This is a genomic window from Pseudomonas oryzihabitans NBRC 102199 (assembly GCF_000730625.1).
Lineage (GTDB): Bacteria > Pseudomonadota > Gammaproteobacteria > Pseudomonadales > Pseudomonadaceae > Chryseomonas > Chryseomonas oryzihabitans.
This window is the reverse complement of sequence record NZ_BBIT01000005.1, coordinates 604,760-627,450: the sequence shown is the minus strand read 5'-3', so window position 1 is coordinate 627,450 and position 22,691 is coordinate 604,760. Positions and strand designations below refer to the sequence as shown.

At 65.7% G+C, this 22,691-nt stretch carries 21 protein-coding genes and 1 pseudogene; 17 read left to right on the top strand and 5 right to left on the bottom strand.

What is annotated here, in order from left to right; all coding sequences use genetic code 11:
- Complete coding sequence (locus tag POR01S_RS09160; protein ID WP_007161370.1) at positions 1-1,077, bottom strand: sensor histidine kinase; 1,077 nt, start codon at positions 1,075-1,077, stop codon at positions 1-3.
- A gap of 128 nt (positions 1,078-1,205) precedes the next feature.
- Between POR01S_RS09160 and argH the strand changes: the two genes are divergently transcribed.
- Complete coding sequence (argH, locus tag POR01S_RS09155) at positions 1,206-2,600, top strand: argininosuccinate lyase (RefSeq protein ID WP_027598170.1); 1,395 nt, start codon at positions 1,206-1,208, stop codon at positions 2,598-2,600.
- Between the two features lie 330 nt (positions 2,601-2,930).
- Complete coding sequence (locus tag POR01S_RS09150; protein ID WP_027598169.1) at positions 2,931-3,659, top strand: endo alpha-1,4 polygalactosaminidase; 729 nt, start codon at positions 2,931-2,933, stop codon at positions 3,657-3,659.
- Between the two features lie 8 nt (positions 3,660-3,667).
- Here POR01S_RS09150 and POR01S_RS09145 read toward each other — a convergent pair.
- Together POR01S_RS09145 and POR01S_RS09140 are read right to left on the bottom strand one after the other, a co-directional pair.
- Positions 3,668-4,547 (bottom strand): annotated as a pseudogene (locus tag POR01S_RS09145) (NAD(P)-dependent oxidoreductase).
- Between the two features lie 36 nt (positions 4,548-4,583).
- A complete protein-coding gene (locus POR01S_RS09140; protein ID WP_007161374.1) occupies positions 4,584-5,570 on the bottom strand; it encodes a magnesium transporter CorA family protein in 987 nt (328 codons plus the stop codon).
- A gap of 55 nt (positions 5,571-5,625) precedes the next feature.
- On the opposite strand from POR01S_RS09140, the gene POR01S_RS09135 reads away from it, so the two are divergent.
- Positions 5,626-5,904: a hypothetical protein gene (locus tag POR01S_RS09135; RefSeq protein WP_042135282.1), complete on the top strand. Its 279-nt coding sequence runs from the start codon at positions 5,626-5,628 to the stop codon at positions 5,902-5,904.
- Here the strand turns inward: POR01S_RS09135 and rnk are convergent.
- Together rnk and cyaY are read right to left on the bottom strand one after the other, a co-directional pair.
- Positions 5,901-6,284, bottom strand: coding sequence for a nucleoside diphosphate kinase regulator (gene rnk / locus POR01S_RS09130; RefSeq protein ID WP_027598166.1), 384 nt, complete (start codon positions 6,282-6,284; stop codon positions 5,901-5,903). The two genes, POR01S_RS09135 and rnk, sit on opposite strands and share 4 nt — an antisense overlap.
- A 192-nt stretch (positions 6,285-6,476) precedes the next feature.
- A complete protein-coding gene (cyaY, locus tag POR01S_RS09125; protein ID WP_027598165.1) occupies positions 6,477-6,806 on the bottom strand; it encodes an iron donor protein CyaY in 330 nt (109 codons plus the stop codon).
- A 169-nt stretch (positions 6,807-6,975) separates the two neighbouring features.
- Between cyaY and lptM the strand changes: the two genes are divergently transcribed.
- The 14 genes from lptM to POR01S_RS09055 all read left to right on the top strand — a co-directional run bounded on the left by lptM (position 6,976) and on the right by POR01S_RS09055 (position 22,684).
- A complete protein-coding gene (gene lptM / locus POR01S_RS09120) occupies positions 6,976-7,101 on the top strand; it encodes an LPS translocon maturation chaperone LptM (RefSeq protein WP_007161378.1) in 126 nt (41 codons plus the stop codon).
- Between the two features lie 9 nt (positions 7,102-7,110).
- A complete protein-coding gene (gene lysA, locus POR01S_RS09115) occupies positions 7,111-8,358 on the top strand; it encodes a diaminopimelate decarboxylase (protein ID WP_027600344.1) in 1,248 nt (415 codons plus the stop codon).
- A 10-nt stretch (positions 8,359-8,368) separates the two neighbouring features.
- On the top strand, positions 8,369-9,199 hold the full coding sequence (dapF, locus tag POR01S_RS09110) for a diaminopimelate epimerase (RefSeq protein WP_007161380.1): 831 nt from the start codon (positions 8,369-8,371) through the stop codon (positions 9,197-9,199).
- The gene (locus POR01S_RS09105; RefSeq protein ID WP_007161381.1) at positions 9,196-9,882 is read left to right on the top strand and encodes a DUF484 family protein; all 687 of its coding nucleotides are present in this window, start codon (positions 9,196-9,198) and stop codon (positions 9,880-9,882) included. Before dapF ends, POR01S_RS09105 begins: the two co-directional genes overlap by 4 nt.
- Before the next feature lie 15 nt (positions 9,883-9,897).
- Positions 9,898-10,791, top strand: a complete 894-nt coding sequence (xerC, locus tag POR01S_RS09100) for a tyrosine recombinase XerC (RefSeq protein ID WP_042135280.1) — start codon at positions 9,898-9,900, stop codon at positions 10,789-10,791.
- The gene (locus tag POR01S_RS09095) at positions 10,788-11,480 is read left to right on the top strand and encodes an HAD family hydrolase (protein ID WP_042135278.1); all 693 of its coding nucleotides are present in this window, start codon (positions 10,788-10,790) and stop codon (positions 11,478-11,480) included. Before xerC ends, POR01S_RS09095 begins: the two co-directional genes overlap by 4 nt.
- A 990-nt stretch (positions 11,481-12,470) precedes the next feature.
- Positions 12,471-13,850, top strand: a complete 1,380-nt coding sequence (locus tag POR01S_RS09090) for a hypothetical protein (protein WP_027598161.1) — start codon at positions 12,471-12,473, stop codon at positions 13,848-13,850.
- Positions 13,851-13,894: 44 nt separating this feature from the next.
- The gene (locus POR01S_RS09085; RefSeq protein ID WP_042135276.1) at positions 13,895-15,067 is read left to right on the top strand and encodes a DegT/DnrJ/EryC1/StrS family aminotransferase; all 1,173 of its coding nucleotides are present in this window, start codon (positions 13,895-13,897) and stop codon (positions 15,065-15,067) included.
- Between the two features lie 19 nt (positions 15,068-15,086).
- Positions 15,087-16,622 carry a lipopolysaccharide biosynthesis protein gene (locus POR01S_RS09080; protein ID WP_027600347.1) on the top strand — a complete coding sequence of 512 codons (1,536 nt, stop codon included), beginning with the start codon at positions 15,087-15,089 and terminating at the stop codon, positions 16,620-16,622.
- A 1-nt stretch (position 16,623) separates the two neighbouring features.
- Positions 16,624-17,559 carry a glycosyltransferase family 2 protein gene (locus tag POR01S_RS09075; protein WP_007161387.1) on the top strand — a complete coding sequence of 312 codons (936 nt, stop codon included), beginning with the start codon at positions 16,624-16,626 and terminating at the stop codon, positions 17,557-17,559.
- Between the two features lie 57 nt (positions 17,560-17,616).
- Positions 17,617-19,830, top strand: coding sequence for a polysaccharide biosynthesis tyrosine autokinase (locus POR01S_RS09070; RefSeq protein ID WP_027598160.1), 2,214 nt, complete (start codon positions 17,617-17,619; stop codon positions 19,828-19,830).
- 47 nt (positions 19,831-19,877) lie between these two features.
- On the top strand, positions 19,878-20,408 hold the full coding sequence (rfaH, locus tag POR01S_RS09065; RefSeq protein WP_042135274.1) for a transcription/translation regulatory transformer protein RfaH: 531 nt from the start codon (positions 19,878-19,880) through the stop codon (positions 20,406-20,408).
- A gap of 33 nt (positions 20,409-20,441) precedes the next feature.
- Positions 20,442-21,440: a glycosyltransferase gene (locus tag POR01S_RS09060; RefSeq protein WP_027598158.1), complete on the top strand. Its 999-nt coding sequence runs from the start codon at positions 20,442-20,444 to the stop codon at positions 21,438-21,440.
- On the top strand, positions 21,437-22,684 hold the full coding sequence (locus POR01S_RS09055; protein ID WP_042135272.1) for a glycosyltransferase family 4 protein: 1,248 nt from the start codon (positions 21,437-21,439) through the stop codon (positions 22,682-22,684). Before POR01S_RS09060 ends, POR01S_RS09055 begins: the two co-directional genes overlap by 4 nt.
- The last annotated feature ends 7 nt before the right edge of the window (positions 22,685-22,691 follow it).

Genomic DNA, 22,691 nt, shown 5'->3' with positions numbered 1-22,691 from the left:
TCAGGCTTCCCGCATGAGTCGCTCGCATGGATAGCGAAGAGACGTTGTATGCCGCTGGTCGCGGCGTTCGATTTTGAGACTCGCAGCTGGTCCGAAAAGTGCCGTCAATCGCGCCTCGATATTGCTTAAAGCTTGACGGGTGCCCTTGGGTGGGCGTGGCTGCTGCTCCACCTCGGGGTCATAGGGGTTGCTGATGACCAGCTCGAACACCCCCTCCCGGTAGGTGGCGAAGATGGTGACCAGGCCCCCTTCGATGCGCGGCGCCACACCATAGATCAGGGCGTTTTCCAGCAGCGGCTGCAGCGTCAGCTGGGGAATCGGCAGATCCGCCGGCACCCCGTCCACGTCCCACTGCAACTGCAGGCGATCGCCCAGGCGCAGGCGTTCGATCTCCAGATAGCGCCGCGAGAGCTCCAGCTCCTCGACCCAGCGCACCTTGGTGCCGGGCTGGGCGAGGCTGGCGCGGAACAGCGCCGACAGGTCCAGCACCGCGCGCTCGGCCTTGTCGGCGTCCAGGGCGACCAGGCTGGCGATACTGTTCAGGCTGTTGAACAGGAAATGCGGGCGGATGCGCGCCTGCAGCGACTCGATGCGCGCCTGCAATTCGGCCTGCTGCTGGCGGCGCCACTGGCTTTGCAGCCAGAAGTAGCGCAGCAGCAGCATGGACATGATCAGGGCGATCAGCGCGTGCCTCATGTACAGCCGCACCTCGCCGACCCGCTGCAGCGGTCCGGCCAGCTGCAGCCAGTCGGCCACCAGGGTGCAGAGCAGGGTCAGGGCCACCACGATGGCGCAGCAGAAACCGCCCGCCACCACCGGTCTATGGCGTGCCAGCCAGGGCCGCAGGCGACAGAGCAGCGCCGCCGACAGCAGCACGATCCACTGCACGAACAGCGACACCAGCGCCAGGCGGATCCAGTTGAACTGCAGGGTGAAGGGTTCTGCCAGCACCAGGACCAGCACCAGCAGCTCGGCCAGCACCACCAGCACGAGCAGGGCCTCCGGTTCGCAGAGCGCCGGGACGAAGAAGTCGTCGACCTTGACCGGTCGGGGGGTTTTGCGGCGTTCGAGTATCATGGAGGCAGTGTGGGTCAGATACCACTCGTCGGCAAGTCGGCTCCGTTGAATCGGGCCGGCACCCGCTCAGGACTGCTATCATCGGCCCCCTCCTTTCCTTACCGACAAGCCCAGCAGCAGGCCGATCCATGAGCAGCGAAAAAACCAACCAGTCCTGGGGCGGACGCTTCAGCGAACCCGTCGACGCCTTCGTCGCCCGCTTCACCGCCTCGGTGGACTTCGACAAGCGTCTCTACCGCCACGACATCCTCGGCAGCCAGGCCCATGCCCGCATGCTGACCCAGGCCGGAGTGCTCAGCGAAGCCGAGCGCGATGCCATCGTCGCCGGACTGGACGAGATCCGTGGCGAGATCGAGGCCGGCACCTTCGAGTGGCGCGTCGACCTGGAAGACGTGCACATGAACATCGAGGCGCGCCTGACCGAGCGCCTGGGCGTGGTCGGCAAGAAGCTGCACACCGGTCGCAGCCGCAATGACCAGGTGGCCACCGACATCCGCCTTTGGCTGCGCGACGAGATCGACGCCATCCTCGCAGAGCTCGACCGCCTGCAGGCAGGCCTGCTGCAACTGGCCGAGACCGAAGCCGACACCATCATGCCCGGCTTCACCCACCTGCAGACCGCGCAACCCGTGACCTTCGGCCACCACCTGCTGGCCTGGTTCGAGATGCTCTCCCGCGACCACGAGCGCCTGGTCGACTGCCGCAAGCGCGTCAATCGCATGCCCCTGGGCAGCGCGGCGCTGGCCGGCACCACCTACCCCATCCAGCGCCAGGTCACCTGCGAGCTGCTGGGCTTCGAGGCCATCGGCGGCAACTCCCTGGACGGCGTCTCGGATCGCGACTTCGCCATCGAATTCTGCGCCGCGGCCTCCCTGGCGATGATGCACCTGTCGCGCTTCTCCGAAGAGCTGGTGCTCTGGACCAGCGCCCAGTTCCAGTTCATCGACCTGCCCGATCGCTTCTGCACCGGCTCCTCGATCATGCCGCAGAAGAAGAACCCCGACGTGCCCGAGCTGGTGCGCGGCAAGACCGGCCGGGTGTTCGGCGCCCTCACCGGCCTGCTGACCCTGATGAAGGGCCAGCCGCTGGCCTACAACAAGGACAACCAGGAAGACAAGGAACCGCTGTTCGACGCCGCCGATACCCTGCGCGACTCCCTGCGCGCCTTCGCCGACATGGTCCCGGCCATCAAGCCCAAGCGCGAGATCATGCGCGAGGCGGCCCGCCGCGGCTTCTCCACCGCCACCGACCTCGCCGACTACCTGGTGCGCAAGGGCCTGCCCTTCCGCGACTGCCACGAGATCGTCGGCCATGCGGTCAAGTACGGCGTGGACAGCGGCAAGGACCTGGCCGAGATGAGCCTGGACGAACTGCGGCGCTTCAGCGACCAGATCGAGCAGGACGTCTTCGCCGTCCTGACTCTGGAAGGCTCGGTCAACGCCCGCGACCACATTGGCGGTACCGCCCCGGCCCAGGTCCGCGCCGCCGTGCAGCGCGGCCGCGCGCTGCTGGCCCAGCGCTAGCGCCCGCCGCTGCGCTTCTCGCCTACCCCTCCGCGGGCGGGCGAGAACGCCGCCGGCCGAAGACCCCACCCCTGCCGCTCATCGGCCACGCCAAAGGGCGCAAGGGTTCCTTCCACCGCCCCGCAGGCGCCTGGTCCGACGGCAAGGGCTCTAGGCCAGGGGTCTCCGCGCAGGAGGCCTGAAAGCCGGTCGAACGAGCGCCGACCAGCCGTTGATAGGTACGACGACTGGTGCTCAGGAAGGAGACCCGGCAGCCGATACTGGAGGCTTGACCAGCCGTTCGAGTCAAGTCTCATGCGCCTTTCAGCCTGTTCCCTCCTGCTTTGCGGAATGTTCGCCGCGGCTTCCAGCCAGGCCGCCCTGCCGCCGCCGCTGCCACAGACGCTCACCTGGCATGTCCAGCTGAACGGCGTGCTGCAAAAGCCCAATCGCACCCTCTACGACATCGATCTCTATGACACCAGCAAGGCGGTGATCGCCAATCTGAAGGGCAATGGGAAGACGGTGATCTGCTATTTCAGCGCCGGCACCTGGGAAGACTGGCGGCCCGACGCCGCCCTCTATCCCAAGGCCGCCCTGGGCAAGGCGCTGGACGCCTGGCCGGGCGAGCGCTGGCTGGACATCCGTCGCGCCGACGTCCGCGTGCTGCTGGCCAAGCGGCTGGACCTGGCCGTGCAGAAGGGCTGCCAGGGGGTGGACCCGGACAACGTCGATGGCTTCAGCAACCCCAACGGCCTCAAGCTGACCCGGGCCCAGCAGCTGGATTTCCTCAACTGGCTGGCCGACGAGGCGCACAAGCGCAGTCTGCTGGTGGGCCTGAAGAACGCCGTCGACCTGGTGCCGAGCCTCTACACCAAGTTCGACTTCGCCCTCAACGAGAGCTGCTACGACTACGCCGAGTGCAACGCCTACAGCTACTTCCGCACCCAGAAGAAGCCGGTGATGATCATCGACTACGGCCTCTACAGCACCAAGCGCTGCAGCCAGGCCAAGACCTCGGGCTACAACCTGCAATTCTACCCGCTGTCGCTGGCGGCGCTGGGCACCGCCTGCAAGTAGGGCGGCGCTCAGTCGAGGCCGGCCTTCTTGTGCGACCGCTGCCCCAGCGCGATCCAGTCCAGATCGCCTTCGCCCTGGGCGACGGCCTCCAGCAGGTTGTCCCTCAGGACGCTGGCGAAGGGTAGCGGCACCGCCTTCTCCTGGCCGGCCGCCAGCCAGGGCCAGGCCGACGTCCTTGAGTCCCAGGCTGAGCTTGAAGGCCGCCGGCGAGAACTTTCGCTCGGTCAGCAGGCGCCCGTAATTCTGGTACACCGGCGCGGCGAACAGGGTGCTGGTGAGGATCTCCAGCAGCGCCGCCGGCTCCACGCCATAGCTGCGCGCCAGGGCGGTGCTCTCGCCCATGGTCTCGATGGCGCTGGCGATCATGAAGTTGCCGGCGATCTTGACCACATTGGCCTGCCGCGGCTCCGCGCCCACCGGCCAGGTCTTGCGCCCCAGCACATCGAGCAGTGGCTGGACCCGCGCGATCGCCTCGGGATCCCCTGCCACCACGATGTTGAGCTGGCCACTGGCGGCCACGTCGGTGCGCCCGAACACCGGCGCCGCCACGTAGCCCACGCCGGCCTCGGCATGGCGCGCGGCCAGTTCGTCGACCAGGGCCACCGACAGGGTGGCCATGCTGACGTGGACCAGCCCGGCCTGCGCCCGCTGCAGGGCGCCGCTGTCAAGGATCACTTCGCGGGTAGCGGCGTCATTGGCCAGGATGCTGAGGACCACCTCGGTCTCGAAGGCCTCCGCGGGCGACGCCGCCGCGCGGGCGCCTTGGGCGACCAGGCCCTGCACCGGCTCCGGGGAGCGATTCCAGACCACCACCTCATGACCGGCCTTGAGCAGATTGGCGGCCATGCCCTGGCCCATGCCGCCCAGGCCGATGAATCCGATACGCATAGCTTTGCCTCCTCGAGGTGCGATGGATGCCGCTGGCTACAGCCAGCGGCGAAATTTGAACCAGGCATAGGGAATGAGCGCCGAGACCACCATGGCGCCCAGCGCCAGCGGATAGCCGAAATGCCAGTCCAGCTCCGGCATGACCTTGAAGTTCATGCCGTAGATGGTGCCCACCAGGGTCGGCGGCAGGAACAGCACCGAGGCGATGGTGAACACCTTGACGATGTTGTTCTGCTCCACGCTGATCAGGCCCAGGGTGGCATCGAGCAGGAAGCCGATCTCGCCGTTCATCTTGGCCTGGTAGTCGCTCAGCGAGCGGACGTCGCGCTCCAGCGTCTTGAACCAGGTCTTGGCCGTGCCGGAGATCCAGGTCGCCCCCGCCCGGCGCAGGTAGGAGACGATGCGATTGATGCCCAGCAGGCTCTCGCTGAGCTGCGCCAGCAACTGGTTGCTGCGGCCGAGCTGCTTGACGATGGATTGCAGGTCGGTCTTGGGCTGCTGCTTTTCCTGTTGCGGATCCAGGGGCTCGCGAAACACCGCCTTGGCCAGGCGATTGAGGTGCGCCTGCACCGATTCGAGGATGTCGGCCACGCGGTCCACCAGGCTGTCCAGCAGCGAGGCGAAGATGACGTCGCTGCGACAGTGCTGCCGTGCCTGCTGCTGGGCCTTGCCGAGAAAGGCCTTGAAGGCGGCCAGCTCGGCGTAGCGCACCGTCACCAGCCAGTCGGGGGTCAGTACGAAATTGACCACCGAGGCCTGCGGCTGATGCTCACTGAAGCCGCTGACCACCGTGGTGGTCAGGTGCAGGGCCTGGTCGGTCTGATAGAGTCGCGAGGATTCCTCGATCTCGGCGATTTCTTCCCGGGTGGGGATGTCCATCGCCAACGCCTGTTCGAGATAGCGTTCCTCTGCCTCGCTGGGGTCGAGCAGATCGACCCAGAGCAGATCCGCGGGCAGCGGGTCTCCCGGCGACAGGGGCTGGGCGACCAGCTCGTCGGCGGACAGGCGATAGCAGGTGATCATCGAGAAGACTCCAGGCCGGCATCAGGGGTCGCACTGTAACAAAAGGTATCCAGACATGATTGACCACGCCGATGACGAAGAATCCTTTGTCTCCTCGCATCTAATCGAAGCGGTGGAGAATCAGCTTGCCGCCGGCGAGCCGAGCTATGTGCAGGCGGTACTCAACCAGCTGACCCTGGTCGGCTATGACCGCGAGGAAGCGGTGCTGCTGATGGCCCAGGCGCTGTCCTGCGAGATCGCCGCCATGCTCGACGCCGACCGCCCCTTCGACGGCGCCCACTACGAGCGCCTGTTGCGAGCCCTGCCGGACCTGCCCGAGGTCGCGGACGACTAGGCCTCGGCCGGCTCCAGCGCCAGCAGCTCCACCTGCTGCTCCTTGCCACCCGGCACCGGCCAGCTCAGGTGCTCGCCGGGCGTGGCTCCGAGCAGCGCGCTGCCGGCCGGCGCCAGCACCGAGACCCGTCCCTCGCCACCGGCGTCCTCCGGATAGACCAGCACCACCTGGTACTCCTTGCCGGTATCGGTCTCGCGGCAGCGTACGCGCGAATTCATGGTCACCACCGCGCCGATCTCGTCGGGCGCCACCACCCGGGCCTGGGCCAGTTCCTCGTCCAGGGCCTCGGCCACGGGGCCGAATTCGGGCAGGGCATCGAGCAGGCGTTCGAGACGGGGCAGGTCGACGGCGGAAACGGTAATGGGCGATGCGTGGCGCATGGCGGACTCCTGGAGGACGAGACGGTGCGATCCCCGCCGCGGGAGGCGGCCGGACCACCGGGGATGACGGGCGGCGGGCGCCCAGCGGGAAGCCGCCTGAGGCGGCAAAAGAAAACGGCGCTCGAAAGGCGCCGTCAGGTCACGCTAGCACAGGGGTCTCGGCAGCGGTCAAGCCGCACCGACCGCAGGTCGTTACAGCCCCGGCAGGGCCACGCTCTCGCCGGTCTGCTCCAGGGTCACCCGCACCAGCAGCGCGCCGAGGGTTTCGGACGAGGTGTCGCAGATCCAGTTCTGGCCATCCCAGTCGAAGTGATAGCCACCCGAGCGCGCCGCCACCCAGAGCTGCACCAGCGGGGGCTGGCGGCTGAGAATGACCTGGCTGCCGTTGTCGAACTTGATCGTCAGCACGCCACCGGCATTTTCCAGATCGAGGTCCAGACCGCTGTCGTCATAGGCGTCCTCGACCTGACGCTGGGTCTGGTCGACGAGGTGATGGAATTGCGCTTCGCTGAGCCGGCTCATGACGATCCTCGAAAGAAGGGAAAGAATCGCCGCACGGTAGCGGGCCGCCCAGATGACGTCCAGTCGCGACGGCGGCCGGCAGCTGCGCTTCAGCCATCCGGGCGTGTCAAAGAGTCGTTCAACCCCGTTATACTCCGGGCAATATTCGCCTGAATAAAGGTTTAGCGTCATGAAGCGCCTGTCTCTTCTCTTCATCGCCTGCGCCTGCCTGCTGGCCGGCTGCGGTCAGAAAGGCCCGCTGTACCTGCCCGACGACCAGAAAGCCGCCAAAGAACACCGCCACGACGTGTTCTAAGGAGCCACCATGGAAGTCTTCGCTGTCCGTGCAGGTGAACTGCATGCGGAAGGGGTAGCCCTGAGCGCCGTGGCGCAGGAATTCGGTACCCCCGCCTACGTCTACTCGCGAGCGCACATCGAGGGCCAGTACCGCGCCTATACCGATGCGCTGGCCGGTCTGCCGCACCTGGTCTGCTTTGCCGTCAAGGCCAACTCCAACCTCGGCGTGCTCAACGTCCTGGCCCGCCTCGGCGCCGGCTTCGACATCGTTTCCCGCGGCGAGCTGGAGCGTGTCCTGGCCGCCGGTGGCGATCCGCACCGGGTGGTGTTCTCCGGGGTCGGCAAGACCCGCGACGACATGCGCCGCGCCCTGGAAGTGGGCGTGCACTGCTTCAACGTCGAATCCACCGACGAGCTGGAACGGCTGCAGCAGGTGGCCGCGGAGCTGGGTGTGGTCGCGCCGATCTCGCTGCGGGTCAATCCCGACGTCGACGCCGGGACCCACCCCTACATCTCCACCGGCCTCAAGGAAAACAAGTTCGGCATCGACATCGCCGACGCCGAGGCGGTCTACGCCCGCGCCGCGGAACTGCCCAACCTGGACATCCTCGGGGTGGATTGCCACATCGGCTCCCAGCTCACCACCCTGCCGCCCTTCCTCGACGCCCTCGACCGCCTGCTGGCGCTGATCGACCGCCTCGCCGAGCGCGGTATCGTCCTGCGCCACCTGGACCTCGGTGGCGGCCTGGGCGTGCGCTATCGCGACGAGCAGCCGCCGCTGGCCGGCGACTACATCCAGGCCATCCGCGAGCGCATCGCCGGGCGCAACCTGACCCTGGTGTTCGAACCCGGCCGCTTCATCGTGGCCAACGCCGGTGTCCTGCTGACCCGCGTGGAATACCTCAAGCACACCGCCCACAAGGACTTCGCCATCGTCGATGCGGCGATGAACGACCTGATCCGTCCGGCGCTGTACCAGGCCTGGATGGCGGTGGAGCCGGTGACCGCGCGCCAGGGCGATGCCCGCCGCTACGACCTGGTCGGCCCCATCTGCGAGACCGGCGACTTCCTCGCCAAGGACCGCGAGCTGGTGCTGGCCGAAGGCGATCTGCTGGCCATCCGCTCCGCCGGGGCCTATGGCTTCACCATGAGTTCCAACTACAACACCCGTGGCCGTGCGGCCGAGGTGATGGTGGATGGCGACCAGGCGCACCTGGTCCGTCGGCGCGAGACGCTGGAAGAACTCTTCGCGGGCGAGAGCCGGCTGCCGGCCTGAGGGGAGTTCCATGCAACTGCGCTTCACCAAGATGCACGGTCTGGGCAACGATTTCATGGTCCTCGACCTGATCAGCCAGCACGCGCACATCCAGCCCAAGCACGTCCGTCTGTGGGGTGACCGCAAGACCGGCATCGGCTTCGATCAGCTGCTGATCGTCGAGACCCCCAGCACCCCGGACGTGGACTTTCGCTATCGTATCTTCAACGCCGATGGCTCCGAGGTCGAACAGTGCGGCAACGGTGCCCGCTGCTTCGCCCGCTTCGTCTTCGACAAGCGCCTGACGGTCAAGAAGCAGATCCGCGTCGAGACCAAGGGCGGCATCATCGAGCTGCTGCTCAAGGGCGACGGTCAGGTCCGCGTCGACATGGGCGCACCACGCCTGCAGGCGGCCGAGATCCCCTTCATCGCCGAGACGGAGACCCTGAGTCATGCCGTCCAGGTCGAGGGCGAGACGGTCGAGCTGGCGGTGGTCTCCATGGGCAATCCCCATGGCGTGCTGCGCGTCGCCGACGTCGACCAGGCGCCGGTACTGACCCTCGGGCCCAAGCTGGAATGCCATCCGCGCTTTCCGCAAAAGGCCAATATCGGCTTCCTGCAGGTCATCGACGCCCAGCGCGCCCGCCTGCGGGTCTGGGAACGCGGTGTCGGCGAAACCCGCGCCTGCGGCACCGGTGCCTGCGCCGCCGCGGTAGCCGGTATCCGCCAGGGCTGGCTGAAATCGCCGGTGAGCATCGAATTGCCGGGCGGCCTGCTCAACATCGAGTGGGACGGCGTCGGTCAATCGGTGCTCATGACCGGTCCGGCCACCCGTGTCTACGAAGGCCAGGTAAGAGTATGAGCGACACCCCCGAACTGACCGCGGACCAGGTCGCCGACTGGCTACTGGACCATCCGCACTTCTTCGCCGATCGCGAAGAGCTGCTGGCGGAGATGCGCGTGCCCCATCAGCGGGGTACCGCCATCTCCCTGGTCGAGCGGCAACTCGGTCTCTTGCGCGATCGCAACGGCGAGATGCGCCATCGCCTGACCCACCTGATGGACGTGGCGCGGGACAACGACCGGCTGTTCGACAAGACCCGCCGGCTGATCATCGGCCTGCTCGACGCCAACAGCCTCGAAGAGGTGATAGGCACCGTCGAAGACAGCCTCCGCCATGAATTCAAGGTGCCCTACGTCGGCCTCATCCTGTTCCACGAGCATCCCCTGCCGGTCGGCCGCAGTGTCACCCCCGCCGAGGCGCAAAAGGTGATCGGTGGCCTGCTGGGCGGCGAGAAGACCACCAGCGGCGTCCTGCGCGCCCACGAACTGGCCTTCCTGTTCGGTGACTCGGCCAAGGAAGAGGTCGGCTCCGCCGCCGTCGCCGCCCTCTCCCACCAGGGCCTGCATGGCGTCCTGGCGATCGGCAGCCCCGATCCCCAGCACTATCGCAGCAGCCTGGGCACCCTGTTCCTCAGCCATGTGGCGGAAGTCCTGGCGCGGGTCCTGCCGCGCTTTCCCGTCCCCTTGCGTACGGTGCGCTGAGCCCGGGAGCGGAGCATGCAGGTCCAGCTCGATGCCTATCTCGATCATCTGCGCCTGGAACGCCAGGTTTCGCCCCACACCCTCGACGGCTACCGGCGCGACCTGCGCAAGCTGCTGAGCTTCGCCGAAGCCGAAGGCCTGAGCGACTGGGGCGGCCTGGACAGTCGGCGCCTGCGCGCCCTGATCGCCCAGCTGCACCGGGCCGGCGCCTCCAGTCGCAGCCTGGCGAGGCTGCTGTCGGCCTGCCGCGGCTTCTATCTCTATCTGATCCGCGAAGGCCACTGCAGCCAGGACCCGGCCCACGGCCTCTCGCCGCCCAAGGCGCAGAAGGCCCTGCCCAAGGTGCTCGATGTCGACCGCTCCATGCAGCTGCTCGACGGCGCCGTGGAGGACGACTTCTTCGCCCTGCGCGACCAGGCCCTGCTGGAGCTGTTCTACAGCTCCGGGCTGCGGCTGTCCGAGCTGGTGGGGCTGGACCTGGCGGATGTGGACCTGGCCCAGGGCCTGGTCCAGGTACGCGGCAAGGGCAACAAGGAGCGGGTGCTGCCCATCGGCAGCAAGGCCCGCGACGCCCTGGAGACCTGGCTCAAGGTCCGGCTCCAGGCCGCACCGCGTGACGACGCCCTGTTCATCGGCCAGCGCGGTCTGCGCCTGACGCCCCGCGCGGTGCAGCTGCGGGTGCGCGAGGCCGGCGTGCGCGAGCTGGGCCAGCACCTGCATCCGCACATGCTCAGGCACAGCTTCGCCAGCCACATGCTCAGTGCCTCCGGCGATCTGCGCGCGGTCCAGGAGCTGCTCGGCCACGCCGACATCGCCACCACCCAGATCTACACCCACCTGGACTTCGGCCAGCTCGCCGAGGTCTATGACAAGGCGCACCCCCGCGCCAAGCGCAAGGCCAGCCGATGACGATTCGCCTCGTGACCTTCGACCTCGACGACACCCTCTGGGAAATCGCCCCGGTCATCCACTCCGCCGAAGCCCTGCTGCGTGACTGGTTCGCCGCCTCCGCGCCGCGGCTGGGCAGCGTGCCGGTCGAGCACCTCTGGGCGATTCGCGATCGCCTGCTGCAAGAGGACGCCGGTCTCAAGCACCGCGTCAGCGAGCTGCGCCGCCGGGTGATCCATCAGGCGCTGCTCGATGCCGGCTACGGCGAACCCGAGGCGGCGCAGCTGGCCGAAGCCGGCTTCGCGGTCTATCTGGCCGCCCGCCAGCAGGTCACCCTGTTCGACGACGTCCATCCCACCCTGGAGCAACTGGCCGATCGCTACACCCTGGGGGTGCTGACCAATGGCAATGCGGACGTCCAGACCATCGGCCTGGCCGACTATTTCCGCTTCGCCCTGAATGCCGAGCAGCTGGGCGTCGGCAAACCCGATCCCACGCCCTTTCGCGAAGCGCTGCGCCTCACCGGCATTCCCGCCGAAGCCACCGTGCACGTGGGCGATAACCCCGTGGATGACGTCCAGGGCGCCCAGCGCGCGGGCATTCGCGCCGTCTGGTTCAATCCCCTGCAGCATCCCTGGCAGGGGCCTGGCCAACCGGATGCGGAGGTCCGCAGCTTGAGCGAGCTTCCCGCCGTCCTGGCAGGCTGGTAAGCCAGCGGAAAACATTAGCAATACTAAATAGCGAAAAGCTGATTTATTTCCGCTCGCCAGCCGTCTACTAGACCCCTGGGTTCTGTTAACTAATCGCCAAAATATTCGTCACATTTATTGCCTTGCCTAGCAGAGGCTTTGCGACTCCCTTCACCAAAAGCTTCGGCCTCGGCCGTTTTTTTGCCAAGCACACCTCATTTGGCCGCCGATTCACCCGGATCAACGGCATTGATAGCCGTCTCGCTGGCCGGATTTGCCGTTCGGACCTCGCGTTGACAGTCCAAACCCTTTTGACAATCATTGCCCCAGGTTCGAAGTAGCGCTGGGATTGCGCGCTGAACCTGCTGCCGTACAGGTCAGGGAAGACAGCATTACCTCCCCCTCCTCTGCGTCTCGCCGATGGCTTTTCAAGTTCCTGTTTTCTGCGTTGTCAGGTCTTGATATCGGTAAATAACCCTCTGCTCATCCCGTCCAGGTGCAAACCCGTGCGGTAGCCATGTCCCGACCGGACCGGTTACCACCCAAGACACGGCAAACCTGTGCGGTAGCCATGCCCAGGCACTGGACAGCAGGGGACGATCACCGTGCCAGCGAGCACCTGCAGGACTACATGGATGTCACCTGAACTGGACTTAACTCTTTTCGCTCATGCCACTTCAGTCTTGCCTGCAACAGGCGGGCGAGTGGCTGCCCAGCCAAACGAACTTCAGCACCCTTAAGGCGGCACGCGGTGTGGCCGGAATCAGCGGGTAAAGATCGCAAAGTCTTCGGCAGATGGCCGTGAGCAAGTTGCTGTACACCCGGCGCCGATACTTTCGAATTAATTACCGGCAATGGCTGGCACCGGTACTGACCGACGTTCATCAGACGGTCACTCAATCAATAAAGATTAAAACGATCTCTTGAATTTCTTGCTGACTGCCGGGCACTGCGAAAGCCAGTTTCTACCACGTTAATTGCGCCCTGATTGCGCACAGAGAGGATGCCCCGATGGCAAGGAATGATCTATCGGAATCGACATTAGGATGTCTAATTGGCGGCGCCGGTCCGGCGGGCCTGGGATTCCTGTTCAATGCCATCAAGCGTGGCGCCCTGGAGCAACTGGCCCAGGCCGGCACCATCATCGTCGATGCCGGGACCGAACTCGGCGCCGGCAAGCTGGGTGACTATCAGATCATCGCCAACTCGGTCAGCGACGTCTTTCTGGACTGCCTGCGCGATCCCCTGCTGGCGCCCATCCTGGCCCCGCTGCAGGCCTCGCCGACCTTTCGCCACCTCAAGCTGAATTCCCAGGAAGCGCCGGCGCTGCCCATCGTCGGCCAGCTCTTCCAGCAGGCCGCCGGCCTGGTCCTGCCCTGGCTCGAACGCCAATACGGCATCCCCACCTGGCGCCAGACCCGCATCACCGAAGTGACCTGCGAAGGCTCGAGCTATGTCGTCTGGCTGGAGCAGGCCGGTGCCATCCGCCGCGTGCGCACCTCCAGCCTGGTCCTCAACCTGGGTGGCCAGCAGACCCGCCACAGCTTCGAGGAAAGCATCCAGGCCATGGGCCTGCAGCTGCCCCAGAGCGCCTCGATCGACAGCTCCGACAATCTGCTGCGCCTGCAACCCGAGGCCCTGCGCCAGCGCTATCGGGCGCGCCTCAAGGATGGCGGTCCGATCTGCGTGGTCGGCGGCTCCCACAGTGCCTTTTCCGCCCTGGACAACCTGGCCAGCGCCCTGCACCACGATGGTCTGCGCGAGCTGACCCTGGTCCATCGCTCGCCGATCCGGCTGTTCTACGAGACCGCCGCCGAAGCCCTGGCCGCCGGCTACGACTTCGACCCGATCCAGGACATCTGCCCCATTTCCAAGCGGGTCAACCGTTCCGGCGGACTGCGCTACCGCGCCCACGAGATCGGTCGCCAGGTCCTTGCCGGTCAGGGCATCGGCGGCACCCCGGTCAAGGTCAGGACGCTGCAGCTGGATGGCAGCGCCGACCAGCTCGCCAGCGCCCAGACGCTGTTCGACAGCGCCGCCCTGCTGGTCCAGGGCATGGGTTACCAACCCATAGTGCCCGAGCTGCGCTGCCAGGACGGCCGGCCGCTGACCCTGCGCACCCTGCGCGGCGGCCTGGACTCCGACGCCGCCGGCAGTCCGCTGGACCAGCACGGCCAGCGCCTCAAGGGCCTGCACCTGTTCGGCCTGGGCTCGGGATTGGCGGTGGATCCCCGCCTGGGAAGCGAAGCGTCCTTTTCCGGACGCATCTACGGGGTCTGGCAGTTCCACAACGATGCCAGTCGCGAGGCCCTGGAGTCGGTTCTGGAACGCCTGGACAAGCCCGGCGCCTCCTTCCGGCAACCGGCCAGCCCGGTCGCCGAGCACGCTTGACCGAACCGACACGTATCAAGGACTCGATAAGCAGGTACCGGATCATGATCAATGTGACCAAGCCCTACCTTGGCGATAAGGAACGCTTCAAGGCGTATATCGACAAGATCTACGCCAACAACTGGATCACCAACCAAGGCCCTCTGCACGCTCAGCTCGAAGAGCGCCTGCGCGACTACCTGGGCGTCAGAAACATCATCCTGGTCAACAACGGTACCCTGGCCCTGCAGGTTGCCTATCGCGCCCTGGGCCTGACCGGCAGTGCCATCACCACGCCGTTCAGCTTTGTCGCCACCACCAGCACCCTGCACTGGGAAGGGATCCGGCCGGTGTTCGCCGACATCCACCCGGAAACCTGGAACCTGGATCCGGCCAACGTCGAAGCCGCCATCGAGCCTGACACCTCGGCCATCGTCGCCACCCACGTGTTCGGCAATCCCTGCGACGTCCGCGGCCTGCAGCAGGTCGCCCAGCGCCACGGCCTGAAGGTCGTCTACGACGGCGCCCATGCCTTCGGCACCCTGTTCGAAGGCCGGTCGGTACTGCAGTGGGGCGACATCACCACCGTCAGCTTCCACGCCACCAAGCTGTTCCACACCATCGAAGGCGGCGCGATCATCACCGAGGACGACGAACTCGCCGAGCGCGTTCGCCGCATGATCAACTTCGGCATCGTCGATGCCGAGCGCATCGAGGGCGTCGGCATCAACGCCAAGCTCAACGAGGTCTCCGCGGCCATGGGGCTGTGCATCCTCGACGAGCTGGAAGACATCCTGGCCCGCCGCGCCGTCATCGGTCAGCACTATGAAAGAAGCCTGCAGGGCGCCTTCGACCTGCAGCGCCCCACCTACGGGACCCAGCTGAACTACAGCTACTTCCCGGTGGCCCTGCGCGACGAGCCGAGTCTGCTGGATACCAAGAAGGCGCTGAACGCCGTCGGCATCAATCCGCGCCGCTACTTCTATCCGTCGCTGGAAACCCTGGATTACCTGCAGCCCCAGGCGATCAAGCCGGTCTCGCGCAAGCTGAGTCACCGCATCCTCTGCGTGCCGCTCTATCCGGACCTGCCGCAGGCGACCCAGGACCTGCTGATCGACACCCTGCTCCTGGCGCAGCAGAAAAAGACCAGCATGGAATCCCTGCGGGCACTCATCACCCCGGCACAGCTGCTGCCGAGCTGGGATTTTCCCGGCGACTCCTCTCCTGTTCTAACCTGACCCTGGCCCGCTATCTCCCATGACCAGTCCCGCGAAAGTGTCGGTGTTGCGCAACACCCTGATCAACTATGCCGGCCAAGCCTATGCGCTGCTGATCGGCATCTTGATCCAGCCGATGTATCTCGGTCATCTGGGTGCCGAAACCTATGGTCTGATCGGCTTCTTCGCCGTGCTGCAGACCTGGCTGCAACTCCTCGACGTCGGCATTTCCGCCTCGCTGGTCCGCGACGTCGCCCACGGCCGCGGTCAGACCGGCGCGGGGCGTACCCGCGGCCAGCTGCTGCGCTCGCTGGAATTCATCTTCATCCCCCTGGCGACCCTGGCCTTCGTCGCCATCGAGCTGAATTCGGAGTGGATGGCGGGGCATTGGCTCAACGTCCAGGGCCTGCCCACCGAGACCGTGGCCCACTGCATCGGCCTGATGGGGCTGATGATCGCCTTCCGCCTGCTGTCGACGCTGTACAAGAGCGGCGTCCAGGGGGTCGAGCTGCACGGCTGGCTGAACATGGTCAACGTGCTGATCGCCACGGTGCGCTACTTCGGCGGCCTGGTCCTGGTGATGTGGATTTCCCAGGAGCCGCTGGACTTCTTCGTGTTCCAGGCCTTCGTCGCCGTGTTCGAGATGCTGGTCTATGCGCTCAAGGCCTATCGCCTGCTGCCCAACCCCACCTGGTGGAGCGGCTTCGACTGGCAGCGGGTCAAGCCCATCGTGCCCTTCGCCCTGAGCATGTCCTTTACCTCGATCCTGTGGATCGCCCTGACCCAGCTCGACAAGCTGGTGCTGTCCAAGGCGCTGCCCCTGGCCGAGTACGGCTACTTCAGCCTGGTGGCGCTGATCTCCACCGGCATCGTGACCCTGACCAATCCGCTGGTGCAGGCGCTGTTGCCACGCATGACGGTGCTGGTGTCCCAAGACAAGCCGCTCGAACTGGAGCGGCTCTATCGCAACGCGGCACGCTTCGCCTTCGCCATCCTGCTGCCGCTGGCGGCCATGGTGGCCTTCCATGGCGAGGCGCTGGTCTTCGCCTGGACCGGCGACAAGGTCTCCGCCCACTGGAGCGAGCCGATCCTGTTCTGGTACGCCCTGGGCTCGGCGCTGCTCGCCCTCAGCCAGTTCCAGTTCTACCTGCAGTACGCCTACGGCAAGTTGCGCCTGCACGTCTGGTACAGCCTGGTATCGGCGGCCATCTCGGTGCCCATCGTGATCCTGGTAGTCCTGCACTACGGCGCCTATGGCGCGGCGCTGGCCTGGTTCTTCATGCGCCTGATCCCCTTCGTGATCTGGCCGATGATCGTCCACGGCCGCTTCGCGCCGAATCTGCAGCGCTACTGGAACCAGGATCTGCTGGTGGCCGTGGTGGTGACCGCCATCGGCGTGGGCCTGAGCAAGCTGCTGTACCAAGAGATTCAACCGCAGGAGCGGTTCTCCATCCTGGCCACCCTCGCCCTGGGCGGTGGCCTGACCCTGGTGCTGATGGCGCTGAGCTACGTGCTCTGTTCTCCGAAACAGACCCGCTCGCGCCTGTTTTCCCAACTCTACAAAGCAGGTATCTGACATGGACGCTCGGACCGAAGCAGAGATCATGAAGCACTGGCCGACGAATTGCAGTCGGCCGGTCGCCAGCATCGTCTGCCTGACCTTCAACCATCGTGACTACATCGGCCAGGCCATCGACGGCTTCCTGCGCCAGCAGACCGATTTCCCCTTCGAGATCATCGTCAACGACGACGCCTCGACCGATGGCACCCGGGAAATCCTCCAGGACTACGAGCGCCGCTACCCCCGGCTGATCCGCCTGATCCTGCAAAAGGAAAACCAGTACAGCCAGGGCAAGCCCTATGGCATGCCGGTGTTCCAGCACGCCCGCGGCGACTACATCGCCTATTGCGAAGGCGACGACTACTGGAACGATCCGCGCAAGCTGCAGCTGCAGGTGGACTTCCTGGAGAACAACCGGGACTACGCCCTGACCTTCCACGCCTCCTATGCCTTCAACAGCACGGGGATCGTCAATCCGCAGCGGTTCAATGGCCAGGATCACTACGATCGCAGCGAAACCGACCTGAAGAAGGCCCTGCCGCTGTCGACCCTGACCGCCTGCTTCCGCAACGTCCTGCGCGAACTGCCGCCGGAGCTGGAAACCGCCGCGCTCATGGACATCGTCTGGTGGTCGCTGCTGGGTGCCCACGGCAAGGGCAAGTTCATGGACGAGATCCGCCCCGCCGCCTACCGCGTGCACGAGGGCGGGATCTTTTCCATGCGCGCCAGCCAGAAGCGCCTGCAGATGGATCTCCACACCCAGTACTGCCTGGCCAACTACTACTACCGGCTGGGCGAGCGCGACCTGCACGTGTTCTTCCTGCGCCAGGTCCTGAGTCTTTCGCTGTCCTCGATTCCGCCGACGCAGAAGGTCAAGGCGCTCCTGCGGGCGGTAAGCAACATCACCCTCAACATCGGCCGACGCTTCGCCCCCAAGCGCGTCACCTACTGAACTTACGCAGAGCAGTTTTCCGGCTGCGCTGTATCCAGCTAAAAGGAAGGGACCCCAATGACCGTCATGCAGCGCTCTTCGTTCGAACAACACGAAGAACAACATCTGGACCTCAAGACGATGGCCCTCACGCTTCTTGATCACAAGAAGCTGATCGCGGGCATCACCGCCGGTTTTCTGGCCGTGGGCATCACCTATGCCGTGCTGTCGACTCCGCAATACGTCGCCGGGGCGATGATCCAGATCGAACCCAAGAAGAATGCGCTCACGGCGGTCGCCGAGACCGTGGTGCGACCCAATTCCGCCTCGCCGGCGGTAGCCGAGATCGAGCTGCTGAAGTCGCGCGCGGTGCTGACCAAGACCGTGGAGAATCTGCGCCTGGACATCGAGGCCAAGCCGCGCTTCTTCCCGCTGATCGGCCACTACCTGTGGCGCCACTACGAAGCCGAAAAGCCGGGTCAGCTGGCGGACAGCTGGCCGCAACTGCGCGGCTTCGCCTGGGGCGGCGAACAGATCGACGTCTTCCAGTTCGACGTGCCGGACGACATGTACGGTGAAACCCTGACCGTGGTGGCCGGCAGCAATGGTCGCTACCGCCTGCTGGACAAGGACAAGCAGCCCCTGCTCGACGGCCAGGTCGGCCAGATGGCCAGCGGTAACGGCTACCGCATGCAGATCAAGACCCTGACCGCGCGTCCCGGTACCGAATTCAAGGTGACCCGCAACCGCGTCATCACCACCGCGCAGCTCTATCAGAACCGCATCAAGACCAGCGAAGCGGGCAAGGAGTCGGGGATCATCTACCTGTCCCTGGCCGACGAGAATCCCGATCTGGCCAAGAGCGTCCTGTCCGAGATCAGCCGCCTGTACGTGCTGCAGAACGTCGAGCGCAGCTCGGCCGAAGCCGCCCAGCGCCTGGACTTCCTCCGTGGCCAGCTGCCGGCGGTGCGCAAGGACCTGGAAAGCGCCGAAGCGGCCCTGAACAACTACCAGACCAACAGCCGCTCCGTGGACATCAGCCTGGAAACCAAGGCGGTCCTGGACAAGATCGTCACCCTCGATACCTCCATTTCCCAGCTCAAGCTCAAGCAGGCCGAATACGATCGCCTCTATACCCGCGATCACCCCAGCTACAAGACCCTGCTGAACCAGCTCGCCCAGCTGGAAGTGGAAAAACGCAGCCTGCAGCGCAAGGTGGAGGCCCTGCCGAGCACCCAGCAGGAGCTGCTGCGCCTGAACCGCGACATGAAGGTCACCAACCAGACCTATCAGCTGCTGCTCAACCAGGCCCAGGAACAGGACATCATCCGTGCCGGCACCATCGGCAACGTGCGCCTGGTCGACAACGCCGACGTCAACCTCGACGAGCCGGCCACCAACCGCAAGATCGCGCTGATCCTGTCGCTGCTGCTGGGTCTGGTGACCTCGGTGGTGGTGGTCTTCGTCCGCCAGGCCTTCCAGAAGGGCATCGAGAATCCGGACACCGTCGAGCAGATCGGCCTGCCGGTCTATTCCACCCTGCCCTTCACCAAGGACCAGGAGCGCCTGAATCGTCGCCTGAAAAAGAAGACCCGTACCGGCGAACCCAATCTGCTGAGCGTGGTGCAGCCGGCCAACCTGGCGGTGGAATCCCTGCGCAGCCTGAGATCCAGCCTGCACTTCGCCATGCTGGAAGCCAAGAACCGGGTGATCATGATTTCCAGCCCGACCCCGGGCGTCGGCAAATCCTTCGTCTCCAGCAACCTCGCCGCGGTGGTCGCCCAGTCGGGTCAGCGCGTGCTGCTGATCGACGCCGACATGCGCAAGGGCTATCTGCACCGCGTGTTCGGCCTGCAGCCGCAAGCCGGCCTGTCCGAGCTGCTGACCGGTCGCAGCAAGCTGCGTGAAGCCATCGTGCCGAGCGGTATCGCCCAGCTGGACATCATCAGCTGTGGTCAGGCCGCGCCGAATCCCTCGGAGCTGCTGATGCACGCCAACTTCTCCCGTCTGCTGGACGAAGTGGGCAGCCTCTACGACCTGGTGATCATCGATACCCCGCCGATCCTGGCGGTGACCGATGCCGCCCTGGTGGGTCGCCTCGCCGGCACCACCCTGCTGGTCACCCGTTTCGGCCAGAGCACCCTCAAGGCGGTGGAGAACTCCCGTCGCCGCTTCGCCCAGAACGGCATCACCATCAAGGGCGCCATCCTCAACGGCGTGCAGCGCAAGGCCTCGACGTCCATGGAAGACGATGGCGTCTACGGCTACTACGAATACGGCCCCCGTACCTGATACGCCGCTCCGTCGCGACCGATAGCCCCAAGAGAAGGAACTCGCCCATGACGCTCGCCCATCCCGCCGGTCACTGGTACCTGGTGCAGACCAAGCCCAATCAGGAGGCCCGCGCCGAAGAAAACCTGAGCAGACAGGGCTATGTCTGCTTCCGGCCCCAGCGCGAGCGCAAGGCGTCCGGCAGAAGTCGCGCGGCCGGCAGCGAATCGCTGTTCCCGGGGTACCTGTTCATCCAGCTCAATGACGTGAACGACAACTGGTACCCCATCCGCTCGACGCGCGGCGTCAATCGCATCGTCAGCTTCGGCACCCAGCCGACGGCGGTGAGCGAAGCCATCATCGACGATATCCGCCAGCGGCTCGCCGCCCTGGCGGAGCCTGCACCCGCCCACCAGCCCGGCGCGGCCGTGCGGGTGCAATACAGCCAGGAGCTGGAAATGGACGCCGTGTTCCTGAGTGCCGATGGCAACGAGCGGGCCATCATCCTGCTGCGCATCCTGCAACGCGAACAGCGGGTCAGCGTCGCTCTCGATCAATTGTCGGCAGCGGCCCCCGTCAGCCAACGGCTGCGCGCCTGACCCAGTACCCAAGGCCCTTTGGAGAGTCTCTTCATGCAATGCAAAACCACGGTCGTTACCGTCACCTACGGCAATCGCCTCTGCTACCTGGAGCAGCTCGTCACCCGCGCCCTGGCCGAGCGCACCATTCACCAGGTCATCGTGGTGAGCAATGCGGCGACGGTGTCGCTGGATAGCCTCGAAGCCCGCTGGCCCGGTCAGGTCAAGGTGATCGCCCTGAGCGAGAACACCGGTTCCGCCAACGGTTACGCCGTGGCCCTGGAAGCGGCCCTGGCCACCGACACCACCCATATCTGGATGATGGACGACGATAACGCCCCCCTGGGCGATGCCCTCGACGTCCTGCACCGGCGCCTCGGCGAACTCGGCGCCGCCCATGGCCACGACAAGGTCGCCGTGCTCGGCTACCGGCCGACCCAGCAGGCCGACATCGCCCAGTGCATCCCGACCAAGATGATCACCCAGCCACGTTCGAGCTACTTCGGCTTCCACGTGGCCCGCATCCCCTACAAGATCTGGCGCCGCCTGCCCTGGGGCCGTCCGCGCGGTGGCCAGCCGGAAGCCCTGGTCGAGCTGCCCTTCGCCCCCTATGGCGGCATGCTTGCCCACCGCAGCCTCTATGAGCGCATCGGCCTGCCCCTGCGCGAGCTGGTGCTCTATTCCGACGACACCGAGTACACCTACCGCATCACCCAGGCCGGCGGAAAGCTGTTCATGGTCACCGAGGCGGAACTCGAAGAACTGGAGCATTCCTGGAACATCAAGGAAGGCACCAGCAACGTCTACCAGAACTATCTGCAGGCCGGCTCGGACTTCCGCGCCTACTACGCCGCGCGCAACCAGGCCTGGTTCGACAAGAACGTCTGGGCCAGCTCCCGGCCGATGTACAGCCTCAACCGCTATGTCTTCCACACCCTGCTCAAGCTGTTCGCCCGTGACGACAAGAGCCGTCAGCGCCTGGCGCTGATCCGGCAGGCGGTCCAAGACGGCGAAACCGGCGCGCTGGGGATAAACCGCAGCTATCCGCTATGAAACTGCTCTTTCTCAACAGCTTCTATCCGCCCCATGTGGGCGGTGGTGCGGAGCTCATCCTGCAACGCAGCGTGGAAGGCTTCCAGCAGCGCGGTCACGACGTGGCCGTGCTGGTGACCGGTCCCGAGCAGGGTGTGCGGCAGGAGACGGTGAACGACGTTCGCGTCTATCGCGCCGGGCTGAAGAATTTCTACTGGCCCCTGACCCAGCAGCGCCCCGGTCCGCTGGCGCGCTTCGGCTGGCACTTTCGCGACCAGTACAACAGCGCGATGCGGGCGCCCCTGCGCCAGGTGCTGCAACAGGAAAAGCCGGACCTGGTGGTATGCCACAACCTGTCCGGCTGGTCGGTCGCGGCCTGGGACGAGATCCGCGCCAGCGGCGTGCCCATCGTGCAGGTGCTGCACGACATGTACCTGCTGTGCCCGAAGAACACCCTGTTCAAGAAGGGCCAGAGCTGCCAGAAACTCTGTGGCAGCTGCGCGGCCCTGCGCCGGCCCCATGCCGAGCAGTCCGCCAAGGTGGATGCCGTCGTCGGCGTCAGCCGGTACCTGCTGGATACCATCGTGAACAAGGGCTACTTCAGCGGCGTTCCGCGTCAGGTCATCTACAACGCCAGCCTGATCGCCGGCAGCAATGCCGAGACCGCGACCCCCAGTCCGGACGGCGTCGTCCGCTTCGGCTACATGGGCACCCTGTCGGAAAACAAGGGTGTGGGCTGGCTGATCGAGCAGTTCCAGCGGCTGTCGCTCAACGCGACCCTGACCATCGCCGGCAAGGGCCAGCTGGACTACGAAGCCCAGCTCAAGGCCATGGCCGATCCGCAAAAGGTCAGCTTCGTCGGTTATCAGAAGCCCGAAGCCTTCTACCGAAACATCGATGTCTTCGTCGCGCCGTCGCTGTGGGCCGAGCCCTTCGGCATGGTCGCCGTCGAGGCCTGTGCCTTCCAGAAGCCGGTCATCGCCAGCCGCATGGGCGGCCTGCCGGAGATCGTCCGCGACGGCGTCAACGGGCTGCTCTGCAACCCCGACGACCGCGACTCCCTGGGCCGCGCCCTGCAGTGCCTGCATGACGATACCGAGCTGCGCCAGCGCCTGAGTCTGCTGAGCCGCACCGCGGTGGCCGATCTGCTGAGCATGGACACCATGCTCGACCAGTACCAGGCGCTCTTCGAGGACGTCCTGGGCAAGGCGCAACACGGCTCCACCAAGCCGCTTCTCGTACCTCACACACAGCTTTCCAACTGATCCACCC